This window comes from Yersinia massiliensis CCUG 53443 (assembly GCF_000312485.1).
GTDB classification, from domain to species: domain Bacteria; phylum Pseudomonadota; class Gammaproteobacteria; order Enterobacterales; family Enterobacteriaceae; genus Yersinia; species Yersinia massiliensis.
Map to the genome: position 1 here is coordinate 1,539,625 of NZ_HE997643.1, position 19,410 is coordinate 1,559,034.

Here is a 19,410-nt window from a genome sequence, read left to right on the forward strand (position 1 = left end):
ATGGGAAAAACTCTAGTCACATTGGCGCTACTTACCCTACCGAGTATGGCGTTAGCTGCGACCTCTAATAATACCATTAAGTTTCAAGGTGAAGTCGCTGAACAAACTTGCATGGTTGATATTAACGGCACCGCTAACACTCCCGTTGTTCTGTTACCCACAGTCTCCACAAGCAACCTAAATCAAGTGAATGCTGTGGCGGGTAAAACCAATTTCACGATTAACCTCACCGGCTGCAATATTGCCATCCAAGACACCAAAATCAGTTCGGTTTTTCAAGGAATGAACGTGACAAGTGGTGGCAACTTGGGGAACGTCGGTACAGCACTCAATGTTGCAATTCAATTGCTTGATACTAATGGCGCACCGATTCGTATGTCTGGGGGCAGCGTTGAAGTCCCCGGCATTACGCTGGTCGCAGGTGCAACATCCGCATCACAAGATTTAGCAGCACAATACATTACGGAAGAAGGTCGTGCGACGGCAGGGAGTGTCATTGCTTCAGCTCAATATGCCATCACCTACCCCTGACTACTCATGAAATGAGTTTATTTCATGAGTATGTTGGCCAACCGGTAACGGAGCCTAAATAAACCAGAGCAAAGCAAGGATATATAAGCATTATGACACTGACTGCCCACAAAATAATCGCCTGCTCGTTGTTGCTGCTTAGCGGCGTACCCTTATGGACCAAAGCCAGTGTTGTCATGACAGGGACTCGTATCATTTATCCTGAAGGCACTCGGGAAAAAGTATTACAACTGAGTAATAAAGATAGCCATCCTAATTTAGTTCAATTATGGATGGATGATGGAAGCAATCAATCTTCACCATCAAAAAGCGATGTTCCCTTCACGTTGACACCACAGATATTTCGTATGGAACCTCAAAGTGGGCAAGTCGTCCGACTGTCATACATTGAGCGTAATTTACCTAAAGATCGTGAATCCGTGTTCTATCTTAACTTTTTGCAGATCCCTGCGTTAAAAGCCGATACCCAAACTGATAATAAGCTGGTTTTGATCGTGAATAACCGGCTCAAAGTATTTTATCGCCCTGCGGCTTTAAAAGAAAATGTCGATACATTGGGTGAAAAAGTCCAAGTGACATTGGATAGCACTGACGGTAATAAAATTAAAGTACAGAACCCAACGGCTTATTATATCAGTCTTCGTGATGCCAAACTGGTGAGCGAGGGAAAAACCATTTCGTTTGCCACAAGTGAAATGTTCCCGCCTAACTCGACCACTGATTTAGCGCTCCCTGATGGGGTCAAAGCCAAGAAAGGTGAGCAACTGACATTCAATGTGGTTAATGATTATGGCACGAATATCCCAAGCCATTATCTTTTGTAATTGGCCCGAGAATGATAAGCCAGCCCCCCCCTAAGGCCCAGGGATAATCCGTGAGGTTTTCCCCCTGGCTTCCCTGCTTGCTAGCGCATGGCTTGTTAGTCAGTCATAGTTTGTCAGCCGCAGATGAGCATAATCAAGACGAATACGTGTTTGAGGATGCGCTATTACGTGGTTCATCGCTCGGTTTAGGTTCGATCGCTCGGTTTAACAAAAAAAATAGTTTTGAAGCTGGCAATTATCAGGTCGATCTTTATATGAACAACAAATTTGTTGATCGTATCGAGATTATGTTTATCGAGAAAGGTGACGATGTTGTTCCTTGCTTGTCCGGTGCACAGTTACTCCAAGCGGGTGTGGAAGAGACGGCATTAAAAAAAGCCGATATGGAAGACAACTGCATCGATTTCAAAGCGATTCTGCCTGCCAGCAATTATCAATTTGATTACGCCAAATTACGTTTTGATCTCTCGGTTCCGCAATTATTCGTGAAAAAAATGCCACGTGGCTATGTCGACCCACGCAATCTCACTTACGGCGATACCATTGGTTTCAGTAATTACAACTTCAACCAATATCACGTGGGCTATAATAAAGATGGTATAAAGCGCGCCACAGATTCAAGTTACCTCAGCTTAACCAATGGCCTCAATGCCGGTATGTGGCGTTTTCGCCAGCAAGGTTCTCTGCGTTATGACCAGAATCGAGGAGCCGACTGGACCTCAAATCGACTGTACAGCCAACGTGCACTTCCCGCTATTGGCAGTGAAGCTACTATTGGCCAGACATTCAGTAGCGGTCAGTTCTTCTCTAGCATGGGGTTCACCGGCATTGCGCTCTCAACGGATGATCGCATGCTGCCTGAATCGCAGCGTGGCTATGCGCCCATTGTGCGCGGTATCGCCCGAACCAACGCCAAGGTGACGGTTTATCAAAATAGTCGGCCCATCTATCAAAGTACCGTCTCGGCGGGGCCATTTGAATTTGATGACCTGTCCGCCACCAATTTTGGTGGTGACCTGACCGTAGAAATTCAAGAGGCCGATGGCAGCTTGAGTACTTTTCAAGTGCCGTTCTCCTCAGTACCTGAGTCATTGCGCCCTGGCTATTCGCGCTACGGTTTTGCGGCGGGCCAAGTTCGTGATGTGGGCGATCACGAGGTATTCGGTGAGCTGACCTATCAACGTGGTGTCAGTAATGCCATTACGGCGAACACCGGTCTACGTCTGGCATCAGGCTATCAAGCCATCATGCTAGGTGGCGTTTTTACCCACTATATTGGAGCCTTGGGGCTAGATACCACTTTTTCAAAAGCCAGTTTACCCAATGATGAGCAACAAAGCGGTTGGATGGCCCGCGCGGCGTTCAGCCGAACTTTTGCCGCGACCAACACCACTCTCTCGGTAGCAGGTTATCGTTATTCAACCGAAGGCTATCGAGATTTGAGCGATGTGCTAGGTGTTCGAGCCGCCAGTTATGGTAAGGCATGGAACTCGGATACTTACCGGCAGCGTAGTCGAACTGAGATTTCGCTTAATCAGAGTTTAGATAGCTATGGCTCACTCTATTTAACCGCTTCCTCACTAGATTACCGAAGCGACCGCAAGCGAGATAACCAGTTGCAGTTAGGTTATGCCAATACCCTATGGCGGAATACCAGTTTCAATATTGCGGTCTCAAAACAAAAAACGGGCGGTGGCAGCAATGAAACCTATTTTGTCGATCCAGGAAGTGGCCTACCCGCGGCCAATGGCGCGATGACTCTGGGAACGAGTGAAACCGTGGTGCAGATGTCTATCTCATTTCCGTTGGGTGGTAGCCCTCGCGCACCTTATATTTCTGCCGGTGCGGTGAACAGCAAAACCAGCGGTGCAAGCTATCAGACTTCATTATCAGGTGTGATGGGTGAGGATCAATCGGCCAGTTACAGTGTGGACTTTGCCCGCAGTGAACAAAGCAAAGCCAATACCTTCAGCGGTAGTTTACAAAAACGCCTACCGGTGACCAGTTTAAGCGGCAGCGCCTCCAGTAGCCCAGGTTATTGGCAAGGCTCTGCCAGTGCACGAGGCTCAGTGGCTGTACACAGCGGGGGCGTCACGCTCGGGCCATACCTAAGCGACACCTTTGCCTTAATCGAAGCTAAAGGCGCCAGTGGGGCCAAAGTCATGTATGGGCAAGGCGCGCGTATTGACAGCCTAGGTTATGCCTTAGTGCCGACCTTAACCCCCTATCGCTACAACACGATTACGCTCGATCCTGAAGGTATGGATTTCAATACCGAACTGCGTGACGGCGAAAGGCAAATTGCGCCTTATGCTGGTTCGACGGTGAAAGTGGCGTTTCGCACATTACGTGGATATCCCGTACTGATGACCGTCAAGCTCGCAGACGGCAGCCAAGTGCCCATGGGGGCGGTGGTTTATAGCACCCATAATGACGATAACAACACCCATCATGACGATAAAAACCACGATGATTCTAGCTCGCTACATGAGGTGGGTATGGTCGGACAAGCTAGCCAAGCGTATTTAAGGGCCGAAACCCCTCAAGGAGAACTTATTCTGGTATGGGGCGATAACAAAAATGAGCGTTGCCAATTAGATTTCGATATAGGTACACCCAAGAATGATAAACAACTTTATAAGCTTGATGCCTTGTGCGTCGCGACTTCGCATTAAATTAGAGAAATAGCATGAATCTTATGACCAACCTTTTTGCCTTACTATACCGACGATGCCTACTTGGCTTACAGAAAATGGGATTACTTTTAGCATTCACTTTACTGTGCATGGCGCTGCCCAGCTACGCGCAATGTGTTTGGAAAGGCGCTAACATCGGCGGCGATAACTACGGTGCCTCATTACAGCTTGGCAATATCAATATGACGAGCAATCACATTCAGCCCGTCGGTTCAATTCTGGCTTCTAGCATTATTAGCTTAGTCCCAGCACGGTTCTGGCCAGACCCTGAAGCCGTTATTTATGAATGCGACCTTGCAGATAAAGATAGCCTTTTCGAAGTCTTCGCCACTAATGGCGACAGTAATGTGGGGGGTTACACCAATATGGGAAGTAACTATTTCCAGACGTTCTTCCCTTATACCGCATTGAAACTGATCCATGTCGATTCAGGCATTGAATTCACCCGCATCTGGCAGCAAGTCCCCCTTAGAAAATACGATGTGGTGGGCAATAAAATTCAGATCAAAGGCAAGCATTTCAGCCAAATCCGCGCAGAGCTAAAAAAAGTCGGCTTAGTAGACCGCACCCCTGGCCCCGCTTCTTGGGGATGCCCTGGGCCAGCAACGGATAATTATTCTGGCAGCTACACCTGTAATCAGCCTAATGGTTATGTGGTATTCAAAGGCCCCGGCATGCCCGTACCGGAAGCGGGTTATGACTCAGCGACTAATTATCAAACTTGGGGAACTGGCCGCTATATGGCATTTGGCATGAACACCTCACCGAACGCTATCCTGACACGTAAAAATACCTGTGTGGTGCGTAACGTGACCCCTTATGTCGTTTTCCCGATCATCACCGTCAATGAACTCAACGATAACCAAACACGCAGCGCCGATATTACTGTCGATATTGAATGCCAGTCTGGTACCGAATCAGGCATTAATAGCGGGCAAACTGCAATGGGCATCCAAACTTCTTTACCCGGTTACCTTAAGGCGCAGGGGTTAGGGCTAGTGAATTCGGCGGGTGGCGTGAGTTATCTGCTGTCCGATAATTACGGTACTGATAACAGTATTGCCACTGGCGTTGGTATCAGTTTGAGTGATAGTACTGGCGCAGCCATGAATTTTGTCGGTTGGGGGGGCTGCGTCAATAATTGTGTCGCCGGTTCCACCGCAGCCGGTTGGTATCCGGTCTTAACCGGTGCCAGCGACAACGGCAGTAGTGCTGCCGGTTTCAACGATTACTCTCATCACTTCATCGCGACCCTGAAAAAATTACCGAATGGTACCCCGACAGCCGGTAAAATCGATGCAACTGCATACGTTTTGGTGAAAATACAATGAGATACTGCTGCCTAATTTTACTGATATTCAGCCTCAATCAGCAGGCGATAGCCGGATTAATCGCTGGCGCGACACGCATGATTTATCTGCCTGAATCGCGTGAACACACCTTGATGCTGGCCAATACTAATGATTATCCCGTCGTGGTACAAACGTGGATTGATGATGGGGATGTGGACAGCACCCCAGATCAGACCCAAGCTCCCTTTATGGTGCTACCTGCTGTTTTCAAAATGCAACCGGGTGGGGCACAGGGATTACGCATTATCAATAAGGGGGAAAGCCTTCCCAAGGACAGAGAGTCAGTTTACTGGCTGAATCTGTATGAGATCCCCCCCAAAACTCGGCGTGATAGCGATGCTCACGCTCAGGTTGCTATGGCGATGAACACCCAAATGAAGATTTTCTATCGCCCTGATGGACTCACACCAACACTGCCGGAAGCGATGAAGAAAGTCAGTTTCAGCCTCAAAAAACAAAATAATCAATACGTGGTGACGGTTCATAACCCTACGCCCTATCACGTCTCTTTCGGCCAGATTCAGTTGCATGACAAGAATAGAAGCTATTTGGTCGCCCAAGAAATGGACATGATGGTCGTGCCATTTGCCGATCGCCAATACCAGTTTGAGCACCCACCAACCTCACTCAGCGGTAACATGGCCTTGGACTATATCTATTTCAATGATGCGGGGAATGAGGTTAAAAACAGTCAGTTATTGAAGGTGACACCGTAACTTGTCATTTCTTACTGCGGTTAAAGGACGAAATATATTCGTCCAATAACCCACTTACCGTGGCGAGCTACGCGATGGCATCCTCTCGCCACGGTCGATACTTAAAGGATTTCGCCAATCACGTAGTGACTTTCAGCGATTGATGGCAAAAATACAGATTTAACGCCCTTTCTTTTTGCGCCCTGGTTGGGCAAAACGCTTACGCGAAGCGGCGTTACCCTCAGGTTTTTCAACTTTCTTCGGCCCGCTCGCACTCACTTTTTTCGCGGCTGCTGGCTTAGCTTGTGGTTTTTTTGCCGGCTTCTCATCAGACGATGAATTTTCAATCAGTTTAAATAACTCAATAAGTTCATCATCGGTTAAGTCTCGCCATTCGCCTTGCGGCAACCCTTTCAGGTTAATATTCATGATGCGAACACGTTCGAGTTTGGTGACTTCATAGCCAAAATGCTTACACATGCGACGAATTTGGCGATTAAGTCCCTGTACCAAAGTGATACGAAACACAAAGGCGGCTTCTTTCTTCACTTTGCATTTCTTGGTCACCGTGCCCAGCATAGGAACGCCCGCCCCCAAGCCGACAATAAACTCATCGGTTATGGGTTTGTTGACGGTGACAATGTATTCTTTTTCATGATCGTTGCCCGCACGTAGGATTTTATTGACCAAATCCCCGTGATTCGTCAGCAAAATCAACCCCTGCGAGTCTTTATCCAGACGCCCAATAGGGAAAACACGTTTACTGTGGTTAACAAAATCAACGATGTTATTCTGCTCGCCATCTTCCGTGGTGCTAATAATGCCAACCGGCTTATTGAGCGCGATCAACACCAAGTCTTCTTCATTACGCGGCTCGATAGTCTGACCGTTAACTTTCACCACATCCCCAGCAAATACCTGAACACCTACCGTGGCACGCTTGCCGTTAATAAAAACATTTCCTTGTTCGATGTAACGATCGGCATCGCGGCGAGAACAGATACCGCTCTCGCTAATGTATTTATTCAGTCGAATGGATGAATGAGTCAGCATTGATACCTCGCAAAAAGCGGAACTATACCTTATCCCGACGAGGATGCGAAGCTTGAGCAGACTGAATAATGTGAGCCGCTTAACAAGAGGAATAACTCGCTTAAAAAGGCGTGAGTTTGCTGAAAAACAAGCCAATAAGCTCATTCTCTCAGCAAACGCGCATTTTTAACGTTTTTCTACTTTGACAAACACCATGACCCCCGCTATTATTCGCCTCGTTCACACGATTCCTCTGTAGTTCAGTCGGTAGAACGGCGGACTGTTAATCCGTATGTCACTGGTTCGAGTCCAGTCAGAGGAGCCAAATTAAAGAAGCCTGCTTAGGAAACTAAGCGGTTTTTTTTGCTTTTTTTTGTATAGATCAAACTGACAGCTTCTTAGCATTCTCAACCTTCGTTGCATTAATCAGTGCTGCGGCCCCCAACAGCAAATCGTATTGTTTTTGTGTTTGCACCATTCGTTGGCTGCCTGTTTTCCTTATCTCCATAATGATTTCATCGACAGTAAGTTTATTGTTCTCTTTCAATAGTTGTAGAACAACAAGGAGTGCACCAGTCCGCCCAACTCCTGCATTACAATGAACGAACGGTTGTGGTTCATAGTTTTCATATTCTTCTATATATTTCTGTAGATTTTTTCTCATCTCTGCTTTTTTTCCGTCCCCAGCTTTTCCCTACATTCTTTACAAATTCGATGTACGTTTATTTTATTTTTTCAAGCGCTTTCAAAACCGATTTGCCTAAAGCGACTAATGATTTATCAGCCATTCAGTCTATACGCATGATGATGATAAATAACGTTCGGCAGGGTGTTCTTGTGCAAAACCGGGCAACATCGCTTGCCGTGTGCTTTGATGCGCCTCCCACTGTTCAACGTTATGCAGCGGAGGGATCGTCACTGATTCACGGCGATCAAAACCGACTAGCGCAGCATCGACCAACTCGCCTACCTCCATCACCGCCGCATGGGCACTGATATCAGAACCTGAGCGTTCCCAAATCTCCGTTCGCGTGGCTGCTGGCAGCACCGCCTGAACGTAAACCCCTTTCTCTGCCAGCTCAAGGCTAAGCCCTTGGGAAAGAAACAGCACAAATGCCTTGGTGGCACCATAAACACTCAAACCTAGCTCAGGTGCCAAACCCACCACTGAACCAATGTTAATGATGGCTCCCTCACCCGCCGCCGCAAAACGGGGGGCGACCGCACTGGCTAGCCGAACAAGAGCTGTGGTGTTCAGGGCAACTAAACGCTCAATATCGTCGGTATTCTGCTCGATAAAATGCCCCGCAATACTCATGCCAGCATTATTCACCAAAATCCCAATATGGTGGTCATCACGCAGTCGCGCCTCTACCGTGGCAAGTTCTGCCGGCTGGGTCAGATCCGCCGGTAAAACATCCACGGCAATGCCATATTCCTGCCGAAGATGGGCCGCCAAAGTCGCCATTCGCGCACCATCTCGGGCCACTAAGACCAGATCGTGCCCACGACATGCAAAGCGTTCAGCATAGGTAGCACCAATGCCTGATGATGCGCCAGTAATAAGAACTGAGGGATTCGTACTCATAAATGTGCTCTCTTGTGTGGGATTAATAAATGACACGCGTCATCTATTAATAATATATGATGACTGACATTTAAGAGTCAACAACGCTGACAGAACAATTGAATATAAGCCATGAGATTGAGTGATATGCAGGTGAACGGGTACTAGGTTATGGCGTAAGAAAGGTCGTGAAGTGAGGTATCTAGGCCATTGATTTTACGTCAATGGCCTAGAGTTAACAGAGGGATGGCTATTATGAATTGATCGCTTTTTTAGAATCCAACGCGCTGTGGATTGCCGCTTCCAATTCATTCACTTCAAATTTTGCGACATAAGCATCCGCGCCGACTTTACGCACATGATCCTCATTCGCACTGCCCGATAGTGATGAATGAATAATCACCGGGATATTTTTCAGGAACTCATCGCGCTTAATATTCAGCGTCAGCGTAAAACCGTCCATCTCGGGCATTTCCAAATCGGTTAACACAAACGAAATTTTATCCGAGATAGGTCGACCTTCTGCCCTCGCCTCTTCGGCCATCTTGCGTATCTTATTCCACGCCTCGAGACCGGTGATATGCATCACGGCGGGAATATCCATCATCTTCAGCCCTTGTTCCAACATCGAACGCGCCACTTTAGAATCTTCCGCCACGATAGCGACAGCCCCCGGTTTCAGATCAAACGCCTTGGTTTTTTCGCTGTCGATTTGCACATTACGATGGGAGGGCATGATGTCATACAAAATCTGCTCAACATCCAGTACCAACGCCAGACGATTGCTGGCCGTATCGTTATCTAACCGAGCGATACTGGTGATATTACGGCTCTTAACACCGGCATCAGCAGCCAATACTTGGCTCCATTCAAGGCGGACGATGTCATCAACCGATTCCACCGCAAATGCCTGAGTGCTACGGGCATACTCAGTCACTAACAGGATATTTAATCCAGTTTTTGGTTCACAGCCGACAATGGCAGGGAGATCAATCACGGGAATAATCTCTCCGCGAATATTCGCCACACCCATCATAGGGGAAGCCATACCTGCCGCTTTGGTCAGCGTTGGCATCGGCACAATTTCACGCAGTTTAAACACGTTGATGCCATACAGCTCGGATTTACCTTCGTCTTGCGACTCACCCAAGCGGAACAGCAACAGCTCAAACCGGTTTGATGAGGTGAGATTGGTTCTCTCCTCTATCTCTTTTTGAAAATTATCCATACTTTCCCCAACGCGAATGAAGATTGATAAATGATAACAAGGCGAATTAAGTCATTCGGAAAATAAGGAATAACATTCTGCTTATATATTTATCGGCAATTGGTGGAAAATGCTTAATCATTCGCTGAAGAGAAATGAGAAAAAAACGTTGTAAGGACTCGAATACATCAATCCATGGAACGATAACGCCACAGCCAGCGGCCTGTCGACATACGCCGATAAAACAACACACCGCGCACTATCCAGTCTAGGAACATCCCCATCCACACACCTGTGACACCGAAACCCAGTGTTATTCCCAAGATGTAGCCAGCAATAATGCGGCATCCCCACATCCCCGCCAACGCGACCCACATGGTATAACGGGCATCTTTCGCCCCTTTCAGGCCTGATGGCAACACCCAAGCCGCCGCCCAAATCGGCATAAATAGCGCATTTATCCAAATCAGATGTTTCACTACGTTGATCACGCCTGGTTCATCGGTATACAACGAGGCCAGATATCCGGCACTGGGAATGGATAGCAGTGCGATAAAACACACCCCTAGCGTGGATAGCCAGAAAATATGCTTAATCTGGCGGATCGGCTGCAAAATCTGACCTTTGCCCAACCGCGTGCCAATGATAATGGTTGAACTGTACCCCAGCGCATTCCCGGGTAGGTTAATGAGCCCCACAATCGAAAAGGCAATAAAGTTACCGGCAATCACTTCAGTGCCCATTCCCGCCACAAAGCGTTGGGTAATCAGTTTACCCACGCTGAACATCACCGATTCAACACTGGCCGGAATACCGATGCTCAAAACCTCTAACATGATGGCGGAGGTAAAAGGCATAAAATAGGCTTTGAACGGAATACGCAGCGTATTATTGGCACCCGAAATCAGCATCAGTACCACCACTATCGCGCCAAGGTAGCGAGAAATCGTGATACCGATACCGGCACCGATAAATCCCAATCCATCCCAACTGAATAGGCCATAGATCAGCAAACTACTGATGGCGATATTGAGGATATTCATCGCGATATTGATAAACATCGGCAAGCGCGTATTACCTGCGCCGCGCATGGCACCGCATCCCACCAGTGTTATCGCCATGGCAGGGTAATTCCAGACCGTCAAGTTGAGATAGGTCAGTGCCATATCTTTTACGGCAGGATCGGCCTGACTGGCCATCAGATTGATAATACCCTCACCGGCAAAATGCACTAATAGCACTAAAAGCAGGGAGATTAAGACCAGCAGAGAGATGGACTCACGAGCGGCAGTTTGTGCTTGTTTGCGCTTACGTTGGCCAAGGCTGAACGACACCACCACTGATGTCCCCAGCGCCACTGAGGCAAAAAAAGCGGCAATCAGCATATTGAAGCTGTCTGCCAAGCCCACCGCCGCCATGGCTTCTTTACCGAGCCAACTGACCAGCAGCGTGCTGAACACCCCCATCAATAAGACGCACAGCCCTTCAATAAACAGCGGGATCGCTAACGGCGTTATCTCACGCCAGAATAACACTCGGTAGGATTTACGCTTTTTGTACCACGCACTTTCGCGCAAGATTTTCAACTTTACAGTCCCTGAAACCCCGTCCATTTGCCTCCCATCGCGCTTTTCACCACACGGGTGAAATATCCTGATACGCCGGTTTACAAAGGCGGGTTTCCGCTTTAAATTTTAACGTGTTACCTGCGATAAAAAATCGACGCCGGTATCATAACAGAACGTCAAATTAATTTAAATGAAACGCAATTCTACCAAAGTACAAAATAAATACTTATGCATATAAATACACATAAATATGCAGAATGTCTTTGACTCGAATACCGGTTTTGCGCTATCAATGTAGGCATTGAAACCTTTGCCAGACTGACCTAATTCATACAGGATTTAATTGATGACAACTATTCTCAAACACCTTCCTATTAATCAGCGTGTTGGTATTGCTTTCTCCGGTGGTTTAGACACCAGTGCAGCGCTGTTGTGGATGCAGAAAAAAGGGGCGATCCCTTACGCTTACACGGCCAATCTGGGTCAGCCTGATGAAGAGGATTACGATGCCATTCCGCGTAAAGCGATGGAGTACGGTGCAGAGAAAGCCCGTTTGATCGATTGCCGTAAACAGCTCGTCGCTGAAGGGATCGCCGCTATCCAATGTGGTGCCTTCCACAACACCACCGCCGGTGTGACCTACTTCAACACCACCCCTCTGGGCCGTGCCGTTACAGGTACGATGTTGGTCGCCGCCATGAAAGAAGATGGCGTGAACATCTGGGGTGATGGCAGCACCTATAAAGGTAACGATATCGAACGTTTTTATCGTTACGGTCTGCTAACCAACGCTGAGTTGAAAATTTATAAGCCGTGGCTGGACACTGATTTCATCGATGAATTGGGTGGCCGCCATGAAATGTCTGAGTTTATGATTCAATCGGGCTTCGATTACAAAATGTCGACAGAAAAAGCCTACTCAACTGACTCAAACATGTTGGGTGCGACGCATGAAGCTAAAGATCTGGAATTCCTGAACTCTAGCGTCAAAATCGTGAATCCGATTATGGGCGTAAAATTCTGGGACGAAAATGTGGTGGTCAAAGCGGAAGAAGTGACGGTTCGTTTTGAGCGCGGCTATCCGGTGGCACTGAATGGCGTGACCATCGATGACAGCGTTGAGCTGATGATGGAAGCTAACCGCATCGGTGGCCGTCATGGTCTGGGCATGAGTGACCAGATTGAAAACCGGATTATTGAAGCGAAGAGCCGTGGCATCTATGAAGCCCCAGGAATGGCGCTGCTGCATATTGCTTACGAGCGCCTGCTGACCGGTATTCACAACGAAGATACCATCGAGCAATATCATGCTAATGGCCGCGTGTTGGGCCGCCTGTTATATCAAGGCCGTTGGTTCGACCCACAAGCACTGATGTTGCGTGATTCCGCCCAGCGTTGGGTCGCGAGCGAAATCACCGGTGAAGTCACGCTGGAATTGCGTCGCGGTAATGACTACTCCATCCTCAATACCGTATCTGACAATCTGACGTACAAACCAGAGCGCCTGACCATGGAAAAAGGCGATTCAGTCTTCTCCCCAGATGACCGTATCGGCCAACTGACAATGCGTAATCTGGATATCACCGATACCCGTGAGAAGCTGTTCAGCTACGCCGAGACAGGGCTGTTATCCACTTCTGCGACCACCGGTTTGCCGCAAGTCGATAATAATAATCTGAGCGTGAAAGGTATTCAGAATAAGCGTTAGTCGTAGTTAACCATTATTCATTTTTTAATGACTAACGGCTCATAAATCATCATGACTTCAAGGTGGCACTCTCTCTGAGTGCCACCGAAATTATCAGTCACACCACTAATGTGACAATTGGCGGTCCTGTATTTCAGAAGGGTCATGCTTATATTGGAAGACAAACACAAAAATCACGAGTAGCGCCAGGGTATAAGCGGCGAAAGATAACCAAATACTGTGCCAGTCCTTCACTCCCTCGACTGTAAAGTAATCCACGACATGTCCGCTGGATATCGCCCCAACATAAGCGCCAACGCCATTAACCATCGTCATAAATAAGCCTTGTGCACTACCTCGGATATTACGGTCTACTTCCTTTTCGACATAAATTGCGCCGGAAATATTAAAGAAGTCAAAAGCACAGCCATAAACCAGCATGGATAATAGCAATAATACAATTCCCGATGCGGAAGGGTCCCCGTAGGCGAACAAAGTAAAGCGCAATGTCCATGCCACCATACTGATCATCATCACGCGTTTAATACCAAAGCGGGATAAAAAGAAGGGGATCGTCAGAATGAAAAAGACTTCTGCAAATTGTGCCATTGACAATAATATGGATGGATACTGCACCACTAAGCTATCGTGAAAAACCGGATTTTTGGCAAAATCATGTAAAAACGGGCTGCTGAAAGTATGGCTAATTTGCAGTGATGCCCCTAATAACATGGCAAATAAAAAGAAAATGGCCATTTTCTTTTGTTTAAATAAAACGAAAGCATCCAGCCCTAAAAGAGTGACCCACGAACCGTCCTTCTTCACATTTGAGGTCGGGCAACTGGGTAATGAAAATGCATACATCGCCAAAACCAGTGCCGCACCAGAGGCAATATAAAGTTGAATATTGCTTAATTCGAATCCCGATAAGCTAATGGCCCACATGGCAAAAATAAACCCCACGGTGCCAAAAACACGGACAGGCGGGAAATCCTTGATGGTATCTAGCCCCGCTTTTTCTAAACAGATATATGAGATGGTATTCGCTAGCGCGATTGTTGGCATATAAACCATCGCATTAAATAGCATCACAAAAAACATGAAATGAGGATTTGAGATTTGAGCCGCGACAAATAATGCACCCGCCCCTAATAAGTGGCAACAGGCATAGAGAATATTGGCCTTAACCCATCGGTCAGCAATGATGCCAACGATACTTGGCATTAAAATACAGGCAATCCCTTTCGCGCCATAGACTAACCCCACCTGCGCACCGGTGAAATTCAGTGTATTCATCATGTAGGCACCCAATGTCACCAGCCAGGCACCCCAGATAAAGAACTGTAGGAAGAACATCACTTTAAGCCGTTTTTTTATTATCATTTTTATTCTCCATGATACGAATGCGTCGAGGGAATATTTTTAGCGAATTAAATTTGTAGGGTTTCCCTCTTTAACGAGTTTCCGCTGTACTGGGCATAATGGGGAGCCAAGTACAGCGGATAGAGATAATCTGAATCAGGCAGTCGCTTTGCTCTTTAAGAACGCTTCAATCAGTTTGGTGAAATTAACGGAAGCTAATTTGGCGCATTTTAAGGTTTGCTCGTGGGAAAGAACCACATCAGATAGCCCTTCAGCCAAATTCGTAATCGCGGTTAATGCAATGACTTTTAAGCCACAATGTGCCGCAGACAGAACTTCAGGTACGACAGACATCCCGACAACATCACCACCGATAATTTGCATCATGCGGATTTCTGCCGGTGTTTCAAAACAAGGCCCCGGATAAGAGACAAAAACGCCTTCAGTCAGAGGAATATCAAGTTGTTGGGCAATATCCGCCATGTCCGCACGTAAGTCTTTATCATAGGCATTGGCGAGACTAAAGAAGCGTGGACCAAAGCGATCATCATTCGGACCAACTAATGGCGTTCCCGGCATGGTGTTAATGTGATCCTTTAGCATAACAACCGAACCTGGTAAGACTTCTGGGCGTAATGAACCGGCCGCATTGGTGCAGAATAAAAACTCGCAACCCATTAATTTAAAGGTACGCACGGGATTGGTCATGATGCTCATGCCTTTCCCTTCGTAGAAATGCCCACGGCCTTTCATACACATCACAGGAACACCAAATAGATGACCTAAAACAAGCTCACCCGCATGACCATGCACTGAACTCACTGGGAACCCAGGAATATCGGCATAACTGATTGTGGTGTCATTTGTGATTTGATCCACCAGCTCACCCAAACCTGAGCCTAATATAAATGCGATCTGAGGTTTAAATCCGGGCTTTATTTTCTGAATATAATCGACGGCCTGAAAGGGTAACTCACTGAAATCCGTATCTATCGTTTTATTTACGTTTGTCATAATAATAACCCTTAATTTTTTATTTAATACTGAGCAAATAAGCTGGTTAAATAACAAATAGGTAGAAACTGAGATAATCAATACCCATCATAGGGAGTGGGTTATGGCACGACCAATACTAAAATTCCGATTATCCATACTGAAAAGGTAATGGTTTGACCTGTGTTTCCACGCAATTATCGTTGATCACAAGAGGATAATCGGGGCGCACATGACAACGAAAATACTTAAAGCACATTTGCAGATGCTCGGGTTTACCGCCCTGCTTGGCGGATCCTTTATTGCCAGCGCTACCATCAGCACGACATTACCCCCCATGGTGATCACATGGATGAGATATGCCATCGCTAGCCTACTCTTTATCGTATTAATGGTGGTACAAAGGCGATTACAACGACCAACTTATCGTGATTTAGGCCGCTATACATTAATTAGCCTGCCACCTCTGCTCTATTTCGCTTGCATGATAATTTCACTGCAAACCACGAGTGCATTAAATTCCAGCGCCTTATATACCACCGTTCCATTGATGAGCCTAATCATGAGTATGGTGTTAATCAAAGCTAAATCGACGTGGCCAGTCTTGATTGCTTTATTAATGGGGATTTTAGGCGCGCTATTAATTATTTTTAAAGGTGACTTATCGCAGGTTTTACAATTATCGCTAATCCCTTCTGATTATTTATTTCTATTTGGCTGTTTAGGTATGGCATTGAATCCCATCGTGGTCAAAAAATTGCATCGTGGTGAACAAGCATTAGTGCTGACGGGATGGAGTTTAATTTGCGCCACGGTTTTACTGACCGCCTTTGTTGCCTTTCAGTTGCCCGAGGTTGAGTGGCGGCATATCAGCATCATCACTTGGAGTGGTATTCTCTATCTGGCGACCTTCGCCACTGCGCTGAGTTTTTTCCTGTTTCAAAAAGCCTGTGTTGTGCTGTCACCGGCCAAAGTATCAGGATATGTTTACCTCATTCCGCTTTCAGTCATTGCCACTAATATGCTGCTGGGGCAGGTTATCCAATGGCGAGAAATCGCCAGCGGCGCAATATTAGTGATTATCGCCATGGTGATTTTAGTGAAAGCGAAGTCATGCTAACTCATGATTCGGATGAGTTAGAATAATTCGAGTAATCGCTCCAGCGCGGGAGAGGCATTATCTGGGGGATAAACCGCAAACAAGTCAGCAGAAAGGTACTCTTGCAGCGGAATAAACTTAATATTCGGCCAGGGTATCTCCTGCATGCTTTCAGGGACTAACGCGATCCCCAAGTTACTATTTACAAATGCCAACTGAGTTTGTGGCTCATCGAATTGATAAATACCCTGCGGCTGACAACCTGCGCTTAGGCAACAGTTGTAAAGATTTTTCGAATAGCCTGAATGCGTAAAAGTGAGAAAGATAAGGGTCTGACCGGAGAGGTCTTTCAGCGAGAGCACATCGTACTCGGCTAGCTCACTCTCATATGATACCGCGACACTGACACGCTGTTTTTCCACTCGCTGGTAAATCAGTGCGGGGTTCTGCTCCAAATCCGCACAACGCCAGAACCCAATATCAAGTTTTTTATTTAATAGCGCGTCAAATTGCTTACTGGGGGGAAATTCATGTAATGACCAAGTCGTATGAGGATTTAGCGTTTTAAAATGCTTAAATTTCTCCAATAGCTGATGCCACAGTGCGGATCCAATAATGCCGATATTCAAATGGCTTTGTTCGTGGCGCGCAATATAGGAGACACGGCTTAATGAGTTTTCGATGTTTTCAAACACCTCTTTCATTTCGGCTTGCATCATTTCACCAGCCAAGGTGAGCACCACATTCCGGCTATCGCGTATAAATAAAGGGAATCCTAACGCTTCTTCCAGCTCTTTGATTTGCAAACTTAAAGGGGGCTGCGATATATGAAGGCGTTCAGCGGCTTTTCCGAAGTGCAACTCTTCTGATACGGCAAGGAAATAGCGAATCATCTTCAGATTAATACGACCAGAAAAGAGAAGCTTTTGCATGCCATTTACCCAATCATTTGAATTTGTTATTTAAATGCGCATGGGGATAATAACATTATCTGATCGTTCATCGCGTAAAAAATCAGGTGTATCGCCAACGTTGCAAAGAGACGTCTCGCCCCCTTTGCAACGCGAGTTCGAAAGAGAACCAACCATCAAGCACCAGACGTCGGTAACTCAATATTACTCTCGGCTAACAAGCCCATATTGTTGTACATCGCACAGGCTGCATCGACCAAATGCATAGCAATCGCGGCACCACTGCCCTCACCTAACCGCATCCCCATTTGCAAATAAGGCTCGAGTTGCAGGTGCTGAAGGGCGATAACGGCACCTTTCTCTGCCGATAGATGTGACGGAATCAGATAGGCGTGTACACCGGGGGCGATACGGCAGGCTGCCAGCGCCGAGGCATAAGAGAGAAAACCATCCAGCACCACCGGTAACCCAGCCGCCGCCGCGCCGAGCATCACACCGGTCATACCAACCAAATCAAAGCCGCCGACTTTTGCCAATACATCGATACCATCGCTGGCATCCGGTTGATTGGTTTCAATGGCGCGGCGCACAACCGCCACTTTATGGTGCAGTTGTTCGCTGGGGAAATTGGCCCCGATACCCACCACCTGCTCGGGGTCACTGTCAGTCAACACGCTGACCATCGCCGCCGCGGGCGTGGTGTTTGCCATACCCAGTTCACCGACACCAAACACTTTCACGCCCTCTGCCGCTTGTTGCAAGGTCAGTCTGGCTGTGGCGAAAAGCAGGTCTTCTGCTTGCTGGCGTGTCATCGCGGCTTCACGGGCGATATTGCCGCTACCACGGGCCACTTTCATGTCCAACACGCCCGCCAAGGTATCGCTGTCGATACCCACATCAACAATTTGTACTTCTACACCCGCATTGGCGGCCAGCACACAAACGCCGGTGACCCCTTTGACCATATTGAGCGCCTGCACCATGGTGACCACTCGGGGTGAAATCGCCACGCCTTCATCGTAAACGCCGTGGTCAGCAGCCATCACCATAATTTGTTTGCGATCGACCTGATGCCCGTATAACCCGCGCATCCCCGCCAGTTGGACCGCCAGTTTTTCTAAACGCCCCAGACTGCCGGGGGGCTTAAGCAAGCCGTCTAGCCGCACTTGAGCACGCTCCATAGCTTTGCTGTCTAAAGGGGGAATTCTCGCCAGAATCGATGAAAGTTTTTGCATGTGGTTAATCTCGTGTCGCAGGCTGCCAAACAGCCTGACTGTTAAACGCACGCAGCGTGGTAAACCCATCACGGATCGTCAACACACTGTATGCACCCTGTTCAAAATGAAAGTGCCACATGGCCGCTGCAGGCATCTCCAGCAAGCGAGCCAACATCAGGCTTAATACGCCCTGATGGGCGACCAAGAGGTGATTATTATCATTATTTTTTACTGATTTGAGCTGCTCAACCGCCCCTTCAACGCGGGCAGAAAACTGCGGAAAAGACTCGCCACCGGTAGGACTAGCCTGCTGCCAGTCGGCAACCCAAGCGGCCCAAGCATCGGGGTCTTCCCGTTGCAAATCCTGATGATGGCGCATTTCCCACTCACCAAAATTCATTTCGTTCAGTTGTGCGTCGATACCGGCACTCAGGCCGCCCTGTCCCGCCAGCACGATATCGGCGGTATGGCGCGCACGTAGCAATTGGCTGCTCACAGCATGAGAGAAATCGACATCCGCTAACCATTGCGCGACTTGACCGGCCTGCTGTACGCCCAGCGAGGTCAGTGGCAAATCGGTCAGGCCACAAAAAACGCCCCGCAAATTGGCGTCTGTCTGCCCATGACGTACCAGAAAAAGTCGCATAAGTTAGCCCTAGATTGAGAGGA

17 protein-coding genes and 1 tRNA gene are annotated in these 19,410 nt (G+C 47.6%); 8 read left to right on the forward strand and 10 right to left on the reverse strand.

Features of this window, described 5'->3' with window-relative positions; genetic code table 11:
* From BN68_RS06940 to BN68_RS06960, 5 genes are all read left to right on the forward strand, one after another.
* Nucleotides 1-531, forward strand: coding sequence for a fimbrial protein (locus BN68_RS06940; RefSeq protein ID WP_019210438.1), 531 nt, complete (start codon nt 1-3; stop codon nt 529-531).
* Nucleotides 532-623: 92 nt separating this feature from the next.
* Nucleotides 624-1,355, forward strand: coding sequence for a fimbrial biogenesis chaperone (locus BN68_RS06945; protein ID WP_019210439.1), 732 nt, complete (start codon nt 624-626; stop codon nt 1,353-1,355).
* A 50-nt stretch (nt 1,356-1,405) separates the two neighbouring features.
* Complete coding sequence (locus tag BN68_RS06950; protein WP_019210440.1) at nt 1,406-4,030, forward strand: fimbria/pilus outer membrane usher protein; 2,625 nt, start codon at nt 1,406-1,408, stop codon at nt 4,028-4,030.
* A 77-nt stretch (nt 4,031-4,107) separates the two neighbouring features.
* Entirely contained in the window at nt 4,108-5,382 is a 1,275-nt protein-coding gene (locus tag BN68_RS06955; RefSeq protein ID WP_042806419.1) for a fimbrial protein, read from the forward strand.
* Entirely contained in the window at nt 5,379-6,119 is a 741-nt protein-coding gene (locus tag BN68_RS06960; protein ID WP_019210442.1) for a fimbrial biogenesis chaperone, read from the forward strand. The genes BN68_RS06955 and BN68_RS06960 overlap by 4 nt, the downstream gene beginning before the upstream one ends.
* Nucleotides 6,120-6,278: 159 nt before the next feature.
* Here the strand turns inward: BN68_RS06960 and rluF are convergent, their stop codons facing one another.
* Nucleotides 6,279-7,151: a 23S rRNA pseudouridine(2604) synthase RluF gene (rluF, locus tag BN68_RS06965; protein WP_019210443.1), complete on the reverse strand. Its 873-nt coding sequence runs from the start codon at nt 7,149-7,151 to the stop codon at nt 6,279-6,281.
* 228 nt (nt 7,152-7,379) lie between these two features.
* On the opposite strand from rluF, the gene BN68_RS06970 reads away from it, so the two are divergent.
* Nucleotides 7,380-7,455 (forward strand) — tRNA-Asn (locus tag BN68_RS06970).
* Between the two features lie 57 nt (nt 7,456-7,512).
* Here BN68_RS06970 and BN68_RS06975 read toward each other — a convergent pair.
* The 4 genes from BN68_RS06975 to BN68_RS06990 form a co-directional block, all read right to left on the reverse strand.
* Nucleotides 7,513-7,794, reverse strand: a complete 282-nt coding sequence (locus BN68_RS06975) for a protein-tyrosine phosphatase family protein (RefSeq protein WP_019210444.1) — start codon at nt 7,792-7,794, stop codon at nt 7,513-7,515.
* A 129-nt stretch (nt 7,795-7,923) separates the two neighbouring features.
* A complete protein-coding gene (locus tag BN68_RS06980; RefSeq protein ID WP_019210445.1) occupies nt 7,924-8,718 on the reverse strand; it encodes an SDR family NAD(P)-dependent oxidoreductase in 795 nt (264 codons plus the stop codon).
* Between the two features lie 232 nt (nt 8,719-8,950).
* Nucleotides 8,951-9,925 (reverse strand): chemotaxis protein, encoded by a 975-nt coding sequence (locus BN68_RS06985; RefSeq protein WP_019210446.1) that lies wholly within the window; start codon nt 9,923-9,925, stop codon nt 8,951-8,953.
* 167 nt (nt 9,926-10,092) lie between these two features.
* Entirely contained in the window at nt 10,093-11,517 is a 1,425-nt protein-coding gene (locus tag BN68_RS06990; protein ID WP_019210447.1) for an EmmdR/YeeO family multidrug/toxin efflux MATE transporter, read from the reverse strand.
* A gap of 301 nt (nt 11,518-11,818) precedes the next feature.
* Here BN68_RS06990 and argG point away from each other — a divergent pair, with 301 nt between their 5' ends.
* Nucleotides 11,819-13,180: an argininosuccinate synthase gene (argG, locus tag BN68_RS06995; protein ID WP_019210448.1), complete on the forward strand. Its 1,362-nt coding sequence runs from the start codon at nt 11,819-11,821 to the stop codon at nt 13,178-13,180.
* Between the two features lie 105 nt (nt 13,181-13,285).
* On the opposite strand, the gene BN68_RS07000 is transcribed toward argG, so the two are convergent.
* Both BN68_RS07000 and xapA read right to left on the reverse strand, forming a co-directional pair.
* Entirely contained in the window at nt 13,286-14,542 is a 1,257-nt protein-coding gene (locus BN68_RS07000; protein WP_019210449.1) for a nucleoside permease, read from the reverse strand.
* A 135-nt stretch (nt 14,543-14,677) separates the two neighbouring features.
* Nucleotides 14,678-15,535 (reverse strand): xanthosine phosphorylase, encoded by an 858-nt coding sequence (gene xapA, locus BN68_RS07005; RefSeq protein ID WP_019210450.1) that lies wholly within the window; start codon nt 15,533-15,535, stop codon nt 14,678-14,680.
* A 244-nt stretch (nt 15,536-15,779) separates the two neighbouring features.
* Here xapA and BN68_RS07010 point away from each other — a divergent pair, with 244 nt between their 5' ends.
* The gene (locus BN68_RS07010; protein WP_042806551.1) at nt 15,780-16,634 is read left to right on the forward strand and encodes a DMT family transporter; all 855 of its coding nucleotides are present in this window, start codon (nt 15,780-15,782) and stop codon (nt 16,632-16,634) included.
* 17 nt (nt 16,635-16,651) lie between these two features.
* On the opposite strand, the gene BN68_RS07015 is transcribed toward BN68_RS07010, so the two are convergent.
* The 3 genes from BN68_RS07015 to BN68_RS07025 form a co-directional block, all read right to left on the reverse strand.
* Nucleotides 16,652-17,545, reverse strand: a complete 894-nt coding sequence (locus tag BN68_RS07015; RefSeq protein ID WP_019210452.1) for a LysR family transcriptional regulator — start codon at nt 17,543-17,545, stop codon at nt 16,652-16,654.
* 155 nt (nt 17,546-17,700) lie between these two features.
* Nucleotides 17,701-18,759, reverse strand: coding sequence for a nicotinate-nucleotide--dimethylbenzimidazole phosphoribosyltransferase (cobT, locus tag BN68_RS07020; RefSeq protein WP_019210453.1), 1,059 nt, complete (start codon nt 18,757-18,759; stop codon nt 17,701-17,703).
* Between the two features lie 4 nt (nt 18,760-18,763).
* A complete protein-coding gene (locus BN68_RS07025) occupies nt 18,764-19,387 on the reverse strand; it encodes an adenosylcobalamin/alpha-ribazole phosphatase (RefSeq protein WP_019210454.1) in 624 nt (207 codons plus the stop codon).
* Nucleotides 19,388-19,410: the final 23 nt, after the last annotated feature.